Raw genomic sequence first — 12,913 nt, forward strand, 5'->3', positions numbered from 1 at the left:
TGTCAGGGCTTTCACACGTCCATCGGCCACTGCCGTACACTGGCGCCCATGAAAACCATTCCCCTCCAGCCAATCGACGAGCCCGCAGTCACCTGTTCGACCTGCGCGGCCTGCTGCTGCCAGCTCGAAGTCATGCTGATCACCGACACCGGCGTGCCCGAGCGCTATATCGATACCGATGATTGGGGTGGTGAAGTGATGTTGCGCCTGGACGACGGCTGGTGCGCGGCACTGGATCGCGACACGATGATGTGCACGATCTACGAAAAACGCCCGCTGATCTGCCGCGAATTCGAAATGGGCGCCCCGGAATGCATCGACGAACGCCAGGGGATTGCCACGGCGTATCGCTGAATACAAAAAAGGAGCGCCGGGCGCTCCTTTTTCATGGGTGTTACAACGGCATCGTGTAATGCAACGAGTAGCTTTCTACCCCGTCGTTGTTGCTCGACATGCCGGCGTTGGAATAGTGAGTCGCGCGAATCCCCACCTCGTGCCCGCCATGGAAACGCAGGCCGAAACCGAAGCGGTCTTCGAACTGGAAGGCCTGGCCGATCTTGTTGCCTTCGTACTCGGTGTTGGAAAACACCGCAGCGCCGATGCCGGCCTCGACGTACGGCTTGATCGACTCGCCGGAAAACTCGTAAACAAACACCGGCGAGAACGACAGGCTGTTGTTGCTGGAGCCCTTGTCACCTTCCCAGTAGGTGTAGGCGCCACTCCAGTAACCGGTCAGACGACCGACATCGCTTTGCAGCCAGCTCTTGTCCCAGTCGAAATTCATCCCCAGGCGATACGTCATCGTTGAATCGCTGGTGGCCCCAACCCCGAATTCCACACCCGCGGCTTGCGCGGTAAAACTTTGCCCCATCAGTGCGGCCGCAATCGCGGCCAAGCAGAATAGTCGCTTCACTTGAAACATCCTTTTCCGAACGGTCGTATGGTTTTTAGTTTGCTTGACGCTATAGAAATCGGCGTTTGAACAGAAGTTCAGCTGATTTTTCAGTTATGACGCAACTTTTTTACAAACCGAAGCTTTGCACATCGCCGGGCAATTGTCCCAGCAACGGCAGGATGTTTTTCAGGGATTGCGGATCGGCACTGGTCCAGAATTTCGCGGGGTGGTTCGGGCCCTCGGCGAGCAGTTCGCGCTCGGCCAACAGACGCTGAAGTTGCCGGGCCACGGCGGCGCCGGTGTCGATCAGGCTGATGTCGTCGGGGAGCATCGCCTTGAGCATCGGCTTGAGAAACGGATAGTGGGTGCAGCCGAGAATGATCGTGTCGCAGCCTGCGCCCAGCAGTGGTTCAACATAGCGGTGAAGTAACTGGCGCAGCGCGTCGCTGTGCAGGTCGCCGTTTTCGATCCGCTCGACCAGTCCCGGGCAGGGTTGGGTAATGACCCGAATATCGGTGGCAAAACGATCAAGCAGTGCCGCGAACTTCGCGCTCTGCAAGGTGCCGGTGGTGGCGAGTACGCCGACTACTCCGCTGCGAGTGGCGGCAGCAGCCGGTTTGACTGCCGGCTCCATGCCGACAATCGGCCAGTCGGGGAAATCACGCCGCAGGTCAGCGACGCCGGCCACGGTCGCGGTGTTGCAAGCGATCACCAGTGCCTTGGCGCCCTGCTCGCGGAAAAAGCCGGCCATCACGCTGCAACGCTCGCGAATGAACTCCGGGGTTTTCTCGCCATAAGGAATGTGGCCGCAATCGCCGAGGTACAGCAGCGATTCATTGGGCAGCAACTGCTGGATTTCCGCCAGCACCGACAGACCGCCGACGCCGGAGTCGAATACGGCGATCGGCGCCTCACGCATGGTGCGAACCACAGACGCTGCATCCAGGATCACGCTTGACCCGCAGTTCACGGAAGCGCGAGCCAAGTGCATCGATCAACAGCAGGCGACCCACCAGTGGCTCGCCGAATCCTGCCAGCAACTTCAACGCTTCCAGCGCTTGCAGGCTGCCGACCAGGCCAACCAGAGGACCGACCACGCCGGCCTCGCTGCAGGTCAGTTCGGCTTCGCTGCCGTGACCGTACAGGCAGTGGTAGCACGGACTTTCGGCACGACGCGGGTCGAACACCGAGAGCTGCCCTTCGAGGCGGATCGCCGCGCCGCTGACCAGCGGTTTGCGCGCAGCCACACACGCAGCGTTGACTGCTTCGCGAGTGGAGAAATTGTCCGAACAGTCGAGCACCAGGTCCACCGCAAGCACGGCAGCAGCGAGGGAGTCCTCGTCCAGCGCCTGGCGATGGGGCACCAGTTGAATTTCAGGGTTGATCGCGCTCAGGCGCTTGAGTGCCGAGTCGACCTTGGTCATGCCGACGCTGTCGGTGTCGTGGATGATCTGGCGTTGCAGGTTGGTCAGGTCGACCGTGTCGAAATCCGCCAGATGCAACTCGCCGACACCCGCCGCCGCCAGGTACAAGGCCACCGGTGCGCCGAGACCGCCGAGGCCGACGATCAGGACACGGCTGTCCTTGAGCTTCAACTGGCCATCGATGTCGATGTGTTGCAGCAGGATCTGCCGACTGTAGCGCAACAATTCCTGATCATTCAGCACGGCAGGCGCCCCAGGCTGATCCGTTGATGGCCGCCCAGATCGGTGCGGCTGTGGACTTCTTCGAAACCTTGCGTCAGCAGCAGATCGCGCACGGCTTCGGCTTGATCATAGCCGTGTTCGAGCATCAGCCAGCCACCGGCCTCCAGATGTGCCGGCGCCTGGGCAATGATCAGGCGTATATCGTCGAGCCCGTCGACGCCGGCCACCAGCGCGCTTTCCGGTTCGAAACGCACATCGCCTTCGACCAGATGCGGATCGGCGGCGCGGATATACGGCGGGTTGCTGATGATCAGCTCGAAACGCTTGCCTTCGAGGGCACTGAACCAGTGGCTGCTCATCACCGTGGCGTTGTTCAGGTGCAGGCGCTGACGGTTGCGTTCGGCCAGGGCCACGGCTTCCAGCACACGATCCACGGCGGTGACGTTCCACGCCGGGCGCTCGCTGGCCAGAGCGAGCGCAATTGCGCCGCTGCCGGTGCCGAGGTCGAGCACTTTGGCCGGGGTCGCCGGGAGCAATTTCAGTGCGGCCTCCACCAGCAATTCGGTGTCCGGACGCGGGATCAACGTGTGCGGCGCGACTTCCAGATCGAGCTTCCAGAAACCCTGCTGGCCGAGAATGTAGGCCACCGGTTCACCGCTGCGACGACGCTGCAGATATTCGGCGAAGACCAACACGGCTTCGCTCGGCACGATGCGCTCGGGCCAGGTGTGAAGAAAACTGCGCGACTTGCCCAGCGCCGCGGCAAGGAGCAGTTCGGCGTCCAGGCGCGCGGTGGGCGAGTCCGGCAGTTCGGCGGCGCGCAACAGGCTGGCGATGATGGTCATTTATTCACCTATCGCTGCAAGTTGGTCGGCCTGGTATTCAGCCAGCAACGGCTCGATCACCGCTTCGACGCCACCGGCGAGGATTTCGTCGAGGGAATACAGGGTCAGGTTGACGCGATGGTCAGTGACCCGGCCCTGGGCAAAGTTGTAGGTGCGGATGCGTTCGGAGCGGTCACCGGAACCCACCAGCAATTTACGTTCGCTGGCGATGGCGTTGGCCGCCGCGGCGGTCTGCTGGTCGTTGAGCTTGGCCGACAGCCAGGCCATCGCCCGTGCACGGTTCTTGTGCTGGGAACGCTCTTCCTGGCACTCGACCACGATGCCGGTCGGCAAGTGGGTGATACGGATCGCCGAGTCGGTCTTGTTTACGTGCTGACCACCGGCCCCGGAGGAACGGTAGGTGTCGACGCGCAAGTCCGCCGGGTTGATCTCGATCGCTTCCTGCTCGTCCGGCTCCGGCAACACGGCCACGGTACAGGCCGAGGTGTGGATCCGGCCTTGGGATTCGGTGGCCGGCACACGCTGCACGCGGTGGGCACCAGACTCGAACTTCAACTTGCCGTAGACGTTGTCGCCTTCAACCCGAGCGATGACTTCTTTATAGCCGCCGTGCTCCCCCTCGTTCTCCGAGAGGATTTCCACCCGCCAGCCACGCCGCTCGGCGTAACGCGAATACATGCGGAACAGGTCGCCAGAGAAGATCGCCGCCTCGTCACCACCGGTGCCGGCGCGGATTTCGAGGAACACGTTGCGCCCGTCGTTGGGATCCTTGGGCAGCAGCATGCGCTGCAAGGTGGCTTCCAGCTCGATGAGTTGCTCTTTGGTTTCACGGACTTCTTCCACGGCCATTTCACGCATGTCCGGGTCGCCGTCCTTGAGCAGCGCCTGGGCGCCTTCCAGGTCGGCCTGGGCCTTGAGCAGCTGTTTATAGGCTTCGACGACCGGCTCGACTTCGGCGTATTCCTTGGAATAGGCGCGGAATTTGGTCTGGTCGGAAATGACTTCGGCGTCGCCAAGCAGCGCCGTCAGTTCCTCGAAACGGTCCTGGAGGATATCCAGCTTATTGAGCAGTGACGCTTTCATTGCGGTTTTTTATCCGAAAAGCTATCCGGTGAGCCCTCGAGGGCAAAGAGTTCCTGGGCCATGGCCAGCGCATCGAGGCGGCCTTCGGCAGAAAGCTTTTTCAACTGTACGCTCGGGGCGTGCAGGAGTTTATTGGTCAGGCCACGGGCCAACTGGCCCAGCACGTCTTCGGCGTTGCCGCCGTTGGCCAGCAGGCGCAGGGCCTTTTGCAGCTCTTCGTCGCGCAGGCGTTCGCTCTGTTGACGATAGGCCTTGAGCACATCGACCGCCGCCAGTTCACGCAGGCGCACCATGAAATCGTCGGCACCGACCGAAACCATCTCTTCGGCCGCTTGCGCTGCGCCCTGGCGGCTCTTGAGGTTTTCGGCGACCACTTCGTGCAGATCGTCGACGCTATAGAGGTAAACGTCGTCGAGTTCGCCGACTTCTGGCTCGATGTCACGGGGAACGGCGATGTCGACCATGAAGATCGGCTTGTGCTTGCGCAGCTTCAGGGCGCTTTCCACCGCGCCCTTGCCAAGGATCGGCAACTGACTGGCGGTGGAGCTGATGACGATGTCGCTGCGCACCAGTTCGGCCGGGATGTCCGAGAGCAGCACCGCGTGGGCGCCGAACTGTTCGGCCAGCAGGCTGGCGCGCTCCAGTGTGCGGTTGGCCACCACGATACGCTTGACCCCCAGCTCATGCAGATGGCGGGCGACCAGGGTGATGGTCTCGCCGGCGCCGATCAGCAGGGCCTGGCTGCGTTGCAGGTCGCTGAAAATCTGTTTGGCCAGGCTGACGGCGGCAAACGCCACGGACACCGGGTTTTCACCAATGGCGGTGTCGGTGCGCACTTGCTTGGCAGCGTTGAACGTTGCCTGAAACAACCGGCCCAGCAACGGCCCGATCGTGCCGGCCTCGCGAGCCACGGCGTAGGCCGATTTCATCTGGCCGAGGATCTGCGGTTCGCCCAGCACCAGCGAATCGAGCCCGGAGGCGACCCGCATCATGTGACGAACTGCCGCATCATCTTCGTGCACATAAGCACTCGCGCGCAGCTCATCGAGGCTTAAATGGTGATAGTCGGCCAGCCAGCGCAGCACGATATCGGCCGAAAGCTGATCCTGTTCTATATACAGTTCACTGCGATTGCAGGTGGAAAGGATCGCAGCTTCGCGGCTGTCGGTGAGCCGGCAGAGCTGCTGCAAGGCCTCCACCAGCTGCTCAGGGGTAAAGGCCACGCGCTCGCGGACGTCTACTGAAGCAGTCTTGTGGTTGATACCGAGTGCAAGGAAGGCCATTCAAGGTCGCTGATGGTGACGTGAAGCCGGCAATTGTCCTACTTCGTCAGATTCAGAACAACTACCGCTGACTATTGTCCCAATTGTCCGCCCCTATAATGGCCACAATCGAGACTCGGTTATGTTTGGCCGAAGGCTTGTGTCATGATGATCCGACCGCAGGTTAGTCGTCCTCTTCCTATATGAATAGATCTTCCGCGTTGCTCCTTGCTTTTGTCTTCCTCAGCGGCTGCCAGGCCTTGGCCCCCGTTTCGCACGATGGCACCTCATCGGTCGAAGACACCACGCCAGCCCCTGAAAAGCCCAAGGTTTACAGCTCGTTCAGCGAAGAAACGGTGTTCAGCCTGCTGAGTGCCGAACTCGCCGGCCAGCGCAATCGCTTCGACATTGCCCTGGACAACTACGTGACCCAGGCCATCAACACCCAGGATCCGGGTGTTTCCGAGCGGGCGTTCCGCATTGCCGAGTACCTGGGCGCGGATCAACCGGCGCTGGATACCGCGCTGATCTGGGCGAAAAACGCCCCGGATGACCTCGAAGCGCAACGCGCCGCTGCCGTGCAACTGGCACGCGCCGGGCGTTATGACGACTCGATGGTCTATATGGAGAAAGTCCTGCAGGGCAAGGGCGACACCCATTTCGACTTCCTCGCGCTGTCGGCCGCCGACACCGATCAGGAAACCCGCAACGGTCTGATGAAAAGTTTCGACCGTCTGTTGCAGCGTCACCCGCACAACAATCAGCTGATTTTCGGCAAGGCCTTGCTGATGCAGCAGGATGGCGACACCAAAGGTGCGCTGACCCTGCTTGAAGACAATCCGCCGGACGACGGCGAAATCGCCCCGATCCTGCTGCGCGCCCGCCTGTTGCAAGGGCTGAACCGTGGCGACGAGGCCCTGCCGCTTCTGCAGAAAAACATCAAGAAGTACCCGGACGACAAGCGCCTGCGCCTGACTTACGCGCGGATGCTGGTGGAACAGGACCGGATGGACGACGCCAAGGTCGAGTTCTCGACCCTGGTCCAGCAATACCCGGAAGACGACGAACTGCGTTACTCGCTGGCACTGGTCTGCCTGGAAGCCAAGGCCTGGGACGAGGCCAAGGGTTACCTGGAAGACCTGATCGCCCGCGAAAGCCATGTCGATTCCGCGCACCTGAACCTGGGCCGCATCGCCGAAGAACGCAACGACCCGCAAGGCGCGCTGATCGAGTACGCCCAGGTCGGCCCCGGCAACGACTATCTGCCGGCGCAACTGCGTCAGGCCGATATTCTGATGAACAACGGCAAGACCGCCGAAGCCCAGAGCAAGCTGGCCGCCGAACGTGATGCGCAGCCGGATTACGCGATCCAGTTGTACCTGATCGAGGCCGAGACCCTGTCCGCCAACAATCAGGGCGACAAGGCCTGGAAAATCCTGCAACAGGCGTTGCTGCAATACCCGGATGATCTGAATCTGCTCTACACCCGGGCAATGCAGGCGGAAAAACGCAACGACCTGGCACAGATGGAAAAAGACCTGCGCCTGATCATCAAGCGCGATCCGGACAATGCCATGGCCCTCAACGCCCTCGGCTACACCCTGTCCGACCGCACCACCCGCTACGCCGAAGCCAAGGCGCTGATCGAGCAGGCCCATCAGATCAATCCGGAAGACCCGGCGGTACTCGACAGCCTCGGCTGGGTGAATTTCCGCATGGGCAACCTGGATGACGCCGAGAAGTACCTGCGCCAGGCCCTCGAGCGCTTCCCCGATCACGAAGTCGCTGCTCACCTGGGCGAAGTCCTGTGGACCAAGGGTAATCAGCGCGAAGCGAAACAAATCTGGGGCAAGTTCCTCAAGGATCAGCCCGACAGCACCATTCTGCGCAGCACCATCAAGCGCCTGACCGGATCCGAGACTCTTTAACTCATGTTTTTGCGCCACGTTATTGTTTTCAGCTTCATCGCCCTGCTCGCCGGTTGCGCGGGTTTTGGCGCTCGCGAATCGGTCGAGGGCCATGGCAGCCCTGCACAATGGGCCGCGAACAAACAGCAACTGACCGGCCTCGATGGCTGGCAGATCGACGGCAAGATCGGCATCCGCGCCCCGAAAGACTCGGGCAGCGGCACGCTGTTCTGGCTGCAGCGCCAGGATTACTACGACATCCGCCTGTCCGGCCCGCTGGGTCGCGGCGCTGCGCGGTTGACCGGTCGCCCGGGCAAAGTCTCGCTGGAAGTCGCCAACCAGGGCCGCTATGACGCGCAGTCCCCGGAAGTCCTGCTGGAAGAACAGCTCGGCTGGAAATTGCCGGTATCGAACCTGGCCTGGTGGGTTCGCGGCCTGCCGGCTCCGGCCAGCAAGAGCCGCCTGACCCTCGATGGCGACAGTCGCCTGGCCAATCTGGAGCAGGACGGCTGGCAGGTCGAATACTTGGGCTATGCCGAACAGAATGGTTACTGGTTGCCCGAGCGGATCAAACTGCACGGCACCGATCTGGACGTGACGCTGGTCATCAAGACCTGGCAACCGCGTAAATTGGGGCAATAAGCATGACCGCTCCACGCCTGACGCTGCCTTCTCCGGCCAAACTCAATCTGATGCTGCACATTCTCGGTCGCCGTGAAGACGGCTATCACGAGTTGCAGACGATTTTTCAGTTCCTCGACTACGGCGACGAAATCACCTTCGCCGTGCGCGACGATGGCGTGATTCGCCTGCACACCGAATTCGACGGCGTGCCCCACGACAGCAACCTGATCGTACGGGCGGCGAAAAAACTTCAGGAACAATCCGGTTGCGCCCTCGGTATCGATATCTGGATCGACAAGATCCTGCCGATGGGCGGTGGCATCGGTGGCGGCAGCTCGAATGCGGCGACCACGCTGCTCGGCCTCAATCATCTGTGGCAGTTGGGCTGGGATGAAGATCGGCTGGCAACACTGGGCCTGAGCCTGGGTGCCGACGTCCCGGTTTTCGTGCGCGGGCACGCGGCTTTCGCCGAAGGTGTCGGCGAGAAACTGACCCCTGTCGAGCCCGTCGAACCGTGGTATGTCGTGCTCGTTCCGCAAGTCTCTGTTAGTACGGCAGAAATTTTTTCAGATCCGTTGTTGACACGTAACACGCCGCCCATTAAAGTGCGCCCCGTTCCCGAGGGAAACAGTCGAAATGACTGCTTGCCGGTGGTAGCAAGGCGTTATCCAGAAGTACGTAACGCATTGAATTTGTTAGGTAATTTTACCGAAGCAAAACTCACCGGAACTGGAAGTTGTGTGTTTGGGGGCTTCCCAAGCAAAGCTGAAGCTGATAAAGTCTCGGCCCTTCTGACAGAGACCCTTACAGGGTTTGTAGCGAAAGGAAGCAACGTTTCGATGTTGCATCGCAAGCTGCAAAGTCTGCTCTAAAGGAACCAAGTGCCCGGCACTTGCAAGCAACAGATACAGGGGCGTCGCCAAGCGGTAAGGCAGCAGGTTTTGATCCTGCCATGCGTTGGTTCGAATCCAGCCGCCCCTGCCATTTTCCTATACTCATCCAGGTATACCCTCAGCCTTCAGGTACTGCGCGTGTCCAAGATGATGGTCTTTACGGGGAACGCTAACCCCGATCTGGCTCGGCGTGTTGTACGTCAGCTGCATATCCCTCTCGGTGACATCTCTGTCGGTAAATTCTCCGACGGCGAAATTACAGCCGAGATCAATGAAAACGTTCGCGGTAAAGACGTTTTCATTATTCAGCCGACTTGCGCTCCGACCAACGATAACCTGATGGAACTGGTAGTGATGGCTGACGCCTTCCGCCGCTCCTCGGCTACTCGTATCACTGCTGTTATTCCTTATTTTGGTTATGCCCGTCAGGATCGCCGTCCGCGTTCCGCACGTGTGGCTATCAGCGCGAAAGTCGTCGCTGACATGCTTACCGTAGTCGGCATCGACCGTGTTCTCACGGTTGATCTGCATGCTGACCAGATTCAGGGTTTCTTCGATATTCCGGTAGATAACATCTACGGCTCCCCGGTTCTGGTGGATGACATCGAAGATCAGCGCTTCGAGAACCTGATGATCGTGTCCCCGGACATTGGTGGCGTCGTGCGTGCACGTGCCGTTGCCAAGTCCCTGGGCGTGGATCTCGGGATCATCGACAAACGCCGTGAGAAAGCCAATCACTCTGAAGTGATGCATATCATCGGTGATGTCGAAGGGCGCACCTGCATTCTGGTCGATGACATGGTCGATACCGCCGGCACTCTGTGCCACGCGGCCAAGGCCCTGAAAGAGCATGGCGCAGCCAAGGTCTTTGCCTACTGCACACACCCTGTGCTGTCGGGTCGGGCCATCGAGAATATCGAAAATTCCGTGCTGGACGAGCTGGTGGTCACTAACACCATCCCGCTGTCCGCTGCAGCACAAGCCTGTGCACGTATCCGTCAACTGGATATCGCACCGGTTGTTGCCGAAGCGGTTCGCCGCATCAGCAATGAAGAATCGATCAGCGCGATGTTCCGTTAAGGGCCCTGCCCTTCTCGAAATGTCTCGTTGACGAAAAGCGCCCCGCCCCCGCCATCCCGGCGGGGGCGGGGCTTTTTTGCCCATACCGTGTTCGGCGCTGGTCGCAAACGCCACTCGGTCATGGCTATTTTGGAGATACAAAATGAACGATTTTACTCTGAATGCTGAAGCGCGTTCCGACCTGGGGAAAGGTGCGAGCCGCCGCCTGCGTCGTCTCGCCGCCCTGGTTCCAGCTGTTGTTTACGGTGGCGACAAAGCCCCTGAATCCATCAGCATGCTGGCCAAAGAAGTTGCCAAACTGCTCGAAAACGAAGCGGCTTACAGTCACATCATCGAGCTGAACGTTGGCGGCACCAAGCAAAACGTGATCATCAAAGCTCTGCAACGTCACCCGGCCAAAGGCCACGTGATGCACGCTGACTTCGTACGCGTTGTAGCTGGCCAGAAACTGACCGCTATCGTTCCTGTGCACTTCATCAACGAAGCTGCTCCAGTGAAGAAAGGCGGCGAAATCTCGCACGTTGTTGCCGAGATCGAAGTTTCCTGCCTGCCGAAAGATCTGCCTGAGTTCATCGAAGTCGACCTGGCTGACGCTGAAATCGGTTCGATCATTCACCTGTCGAACATCAAAGCCCCTAAAGGCGTTGAGTTCGTTGCTCTGGCTCACGGTAACGACCTGGCTGTTGCCAACGTCCACGCTCCACGTGTTGCTCCAGAAGCTACCGAAGGCGCAGCAGAGTAATTCACTCTGTGAAGCCGGAGTGAGCAGGTAACATCGCGGACTGGAACGTAGCGAGAAAGCGGGCGAGAACGCGGAGTTTACATCCATGGTAAATGAGCATTTTTCGTCCACTTTCGCCGCCTTCCCTGATCGCGGCGATGTTATCCACCACTCCAAGGAAGGGCCCCTATCGTGACTGCCATCAAACTGATCGTTGGCCTGGGAAATCCAGGCGCTGAATACGAACAGACCCGGCATAACGCAGGGGCCCTTTTTGTTGAGCGCATCGCCCACGCACAGAATGTGAATCTCGTGGCCGATCGCAAGTATTTCGGCCTGACCGGGCGGTTTTCGCATCAGGGTCAGGACGTTCGTCTGCTGATTCCCACCACCTACATGAACCGCAGCGGCCAGGCCGTGGCGGCACTCGCCGGTTTCTTCCGCATCAAGCCTGAAGAAATCCTGGTGGCGCACGACGAACTCGATCTGCCTCCGGGCGTCGCCAAGCTCAAGGTTGGCGGCGGTCATGGCGGTCACAACGGATTGCGCGACATCATTGCGCAATTGGGCAATCAGAATACGTTCCACCGCCTGCGGCTTGGCATCGGCCACCCGGGCGTCGCCAGTATGGTTTCAAATTTCGTCCTGGGTCGTGCGCCACGCGCCGAACAGGAAAAACTCGATGCCAGCATCGACTTTGCCCTCGGCGTGCTGCCGGATATCCTCGCCGGTGAATGGAACCGTGCGATGAAAAACCTGCACAGCCAGAAGGCCTGACTCTTATCCGAGGGGAAACACCATGGGATTCAATTGCGGCATCGTCGGCCTGCCTAACGTCGGCAAGTCCACCCTGTTCAACGCCCTGACCAAATCCGGGATCGCGGCCGAGAACTTCCCCTTCTGCACCATCGAGCCGAACAGCGGCATCGTGCCGATGCCGGATCCGCGTCTGGACGCCCTGGCGGCCATCGTCAATCCGAAGCGCATCCTGCCGACCACCATGGAATTCGTCGACATCGCAGGCCTGGTAGCCGGCGCCTCGAAAGGTGAAGGCCTGGGCAACAAGTTCCTGGCCAACATCCGCGAAACCGACGCGATCGCTCACGTCGTGCGCTGCTTCGAAGACGAAAACGTGATCCACGTTTCCAACAGCGTCGACCCGAAACGTGACATCGAAATCATCGACCTGGAACTGATCTTCGCCGACCTCGACAGCTGCGAGAAGCAACTGCAGAAAGTCGCGCGCAATGCCAAGGGCGGTGACAAGGACGCAGTCGTTCAGAAAGCCCTGCTGGAGCAACTGATCGCTCACTTCACAGAAGCCAAGCCTGCGCGCAGCCTGATGAAGAACATGAGCGCCGATGAGAAAGCGGTGATCAAAGGCTTCCACCTGCTGACCACCAAGCCGGTCATGTACATCGCCAACGTCGCTGAAGACGGTTTCGAGAACAACCCGCACCTGGACGTGGTCAAGGCCATCGCCGAAGAAGAAGGCGCCATGGTCGTTCCGGTCTGCAACAAGATCGAAGCGGAAATCGCCGAGCTGGACGACGGTGAAGAGAAAGACATGTTCCTCGAGGCCCTGGGCCTGGAAGAGCCTGGCCTGAACCGTGTGATCCGCGCCGGCTACGAAATGCTGCACCTGCAGACCTACTTCACCGCCGGTGTCGAAGAAGTCCGCGCCTGGACCGTCCGCGTCGGTGCCACCGCACCACAAGCTGCTGGCGTGATCCACACCGACTTCGAGAAAGGCTTCATCCGCGCCGAAGTGATCGCCTACAACGACTTCATCCAGTACAAGGGCGAAGCGGGCACCAAGGAAGCCGGTAAATGGCGCCTGGAAGGCAAGGATTACATCGTCAAAGACGGCGACGTGATGCACTTCCGCTTCAACGTGTAAAAGCTGCACCCAAGAAAAAGCCGCGTTTGATACGCGGCTTTTTTGTGCCTGAAATTC

General features: G+C 60.0%; 14 protein-coding genes and 1 tRNA gene. 9 read left to right on the forward strand and 6 right to left on the reverse strand.

Annotated features, from left to right (window positions below; translation table 11 throughout):
• Positions 1–48: 48 nt before the first annotated feature.
• Entirely contained in the window at positions 49–354 is a 306-nt protein-coding gene (locus AC3WRD_RS22135; RefSeq protein ID WP_096822743.1) for a YkgJ family cysteine cluster protein, read from the forward strand.
• Between the two features lie 40 nt (positions 355–394).
• Here the strand turns inward: AC3WRD_RS22135 and AC3WRD_RS22140 are convergent, their stop codons facing one another.
• The 6 genes from AC3WRD_RS22140 to hemA all read right to left on the reverse strand — a co-directional run bounded on the left by AC3WRD_RS22140 (position 395) and on the right by hemA (position 5,752).
• Positions 395–913: an acyloxyacyl hydrolase gene (locus AC3WRD_RS22140; RefSeq protein WP_102621220.1), complete on the reverse strand. Its 519-nt coding sequence runs from the start codon at positions 911–913 to the stop codon at positions 395–397.
• A gap of 109 nt (positions 914–1,022) precedes the next feature.
• Positions 1,023–1,814 (reverse strand): glutamate racemase, encoded by a 792-nt coding sequence (murI, locus tag AC3WRD_RS22145; protein WP_102621219.1) that lies wholly within the window; start codon positions 1,812–1,814, stop codon positions 1,023–1,025.
• Positions 1,807–2,562 (reverse strand): molybdopterin-synthase adenylyltransferase MoeB, encoded by a 756-nt coding sequence (locus AC3WRD_RS22150; protein ID WP_096822740.1) that lies wholly within the window; start codon positions 2,560–2,562, stop codon positions 1,807–1,809. The genes murI and AC3WRD_RS22150 overlap by 8 nt, the downstream gene beginning before the upstream one ends.
• Positions 2,556–3,386 carry a peptide chain release factor N(5)-glutamine methyltransferase gene (gene prmC, locus AC3WRD_RS22155; protein WP_102621218.1) on the reverse strand — a complete coding sequence of 277 codons (831 nt, stop codon included), beginning with the start codon at positions 3,384–3,386 and terminating at the stop codon, positions 2,556–2,558. The genes AC3WRD_RS22150 and prmC overlap by 7 nt, the downstream gene beginning before the upstream one ends.
• A complete protein-coding gene (prfA, locus tag AC3WRD_RS22160; RefSeq protein ID WP_096822736.1) occupies positions 3,387–4,469 on the reverse strand; it encodes a peptide chain release factor 1 in 1,083 nt (360 codons plus the stop codon). It lies immediately after the preceding gene.
• Positions 4,466–5,752 (reverse strand): glutamyl-tRNA reductase, encoded by a 1,287-nt coding sequence (gene hemA, locus AC3WRD_RS22165; protein ID WP_007951716.1) that lies wholly within the window; start codon positions 5,750–5,752, stop codon positions 4,466–4,468. The genes prfA and hemA overlap by 4 nt, the downstream gene beginning before the upstream one ends.
• Positions 5,753–5,934: 182 nt before the next feature.
• Here hemA and AC3WRD_RS22170 point away from each other — a divergent pair, with 182 nt between their 5' ends.
• From AC3WRD_RS22170 to ychF, 8 genes are all read left to right on the forward strand, one after another.
• The gene (locus tag AC3WRD_RS22170; RefSeq protein WP_102621217.1) at positions 5,935–7,659 is read left to right on the forward strand and encodes a tetratricopeptide repeat protein; all 1,725 of its coding nucleotides are present in this window, start codon (positions 5,935–5,937) and stop codon (positions 7,657–7,659) included.
• Positions 7,660–7,662: 3 nt separating this feature from the next.
• Entirely contained in the window at positions 7,663–8,280 is a 618-nt protein-coding gene (lolB, locus tag AC3WRD_RS22175; protein WP_096822732.1) for a lipoprotein insertase outer membrane protein LolB, read from the forward strand.
• A gap of 2 nt (positions 8,281–8,282) precedes the next feature.
• A complete protein-coding gene (gene ispE / locus AC3WRD_RS22180) occupies positions 8,283–9,134 on the forward strand; it encodes a 4-(cytidine 5'-diphospho)-2-C-methyl-D-erythritol kinase (RefSeq protein WP_096822731.1) in 852 nt (283 codons plus the stop codon).
• Positions 9,135–9,171: 37 nt separating this feature from the next.
• A tRNA-Gln gene (locus AC3WRD_RS22185) sits at positions 9,172–9,246 on the forward strand.
• A gap of 47 nt (positions 9,247–9,293) precedes the next feature.
• On the forward strand, positions 9,294–10,235 hold the full coding sequence (locus tag AC3WRD_RS22190; RefSeq protein WP_003171603.1) for a ribose-phosphate pyrophosphokinase: 942 nt from the start codon (positions 9,294–9,296) through the stop codon (positions 10,233–10,235).
• Positions 10,236–10,377: 142 nt separating this feature from the next.
• On the forward strand, positions 10,378–10,977 hold the full coding sequence (locus tag AC3WRD_RS22195; RefSeq protein WP_102621216.1) for a 50S ribosomal protein L25/general stress protein Ctc: 600 nt from the start codon (positions 10,378–10,380) through the stop codon (positions 10,975–10,977).
• A gap of 171 nt (positions 10,978–11,148) precedes the next feature.
• Entirely contained in the window at positions 11,149–11,733 is a 585-nt protein-coding gene (gene pth, locus AC3WRD_RS22200) for an aminoacyl-tRNA hydrolase (RefSeq protein ID WP_007951726.1), read from the forward strand.
• 22 nt (positions 11,734–11,755) lie between these two features.
• Positions 11,756–12,856 carry a redox-regulated ATPase YchF gene (gene ychF / locus AC3WRD_RS22205; RefSeq protein WP_096822727.1) on the forward strand — a complete coding sequence of 367 codons (1,101 nt, stop codon included), beginning with the start codon at positions 11,756–11,758 and terminating at the stop codon, positions 12,854–12,856.
• The last annotated feature ends 57 nt before the right edge of the window (positions 12,857–12,913 follow it).

It is taken from the genome of Pseudomonas sp. FW215-R2, from assembly GCF_058789255.1.

Bases quoted from the DNA above. Each gene is read 5' to 3' on its own strand.
- ispE (WP_096822731.1), top strand. From the start codon at position 8,283: ATGACCGCTCCACGCCTGACGCTGCCTTCTCCGGCCAAACTCAATCTG.
- hemA (WP_007951716.1), bottom strand. From the start codon at position 5,752: ATGGCCTTCCTTGCACTCGGTATCAACCACAAGACTGCTTCAGTAGAC.
- murI (WP_102621219.1), bottom strand. From the start codon at position 1,814: ATGCGTGAGGCGCCGATCGCCGTATTCGACTCCGGCGTCGGCGGTCTG.
- prfA (WP_096822736.1), bottom strand. From the start codon at position 4,469: ATGAAAGCGTCACTGCTCAATAAGCTGGATATCCTCCAGGACCGTTTC.
- ychF (WP_096822727.1), top strand. From the start codon at position 11,756: ATGGGATTCAATTGCGGCATCGTCGGCCTGCCTAACGTCGGCAAGTCC.
- AC3WRD_RS22195 (WP_102621216.1), top strand. From the start codon at position 10,378: ATGAACGATTTTACTCTGAATGCTGAAGCGCGTTCCGACCTGGGGAAA.
- prmC (WP_102621218.1), bottom strand. From the start codon at position 3,386: ATGACCATCATCGCCAGCCTGTTGCGCGCCGCCGAACTGCCGGACTCG.
- AC3WRD_RS22170 (WP_102621217.1), top strand. From the start codon at position 5,935: ATGAATAGATCTTCCGCGTTGCTCCTTGCTTTTGTCTTCCTCAGCGGC.
- AC3WRD_RS22135 (WP_096822743.1), top strand. From the start codon at position 49: ATGAAAACCATTCCCCTCCAGCCAATCGACGAGCCCGCAGTCACCTGT.
- lolB (WP_096822732.1), top strand. From the start codon at position 7,663: ATGTTTTTGCGCCACGTTATTGTTTTCAGCTTCATCGCCCTGCTCGCC.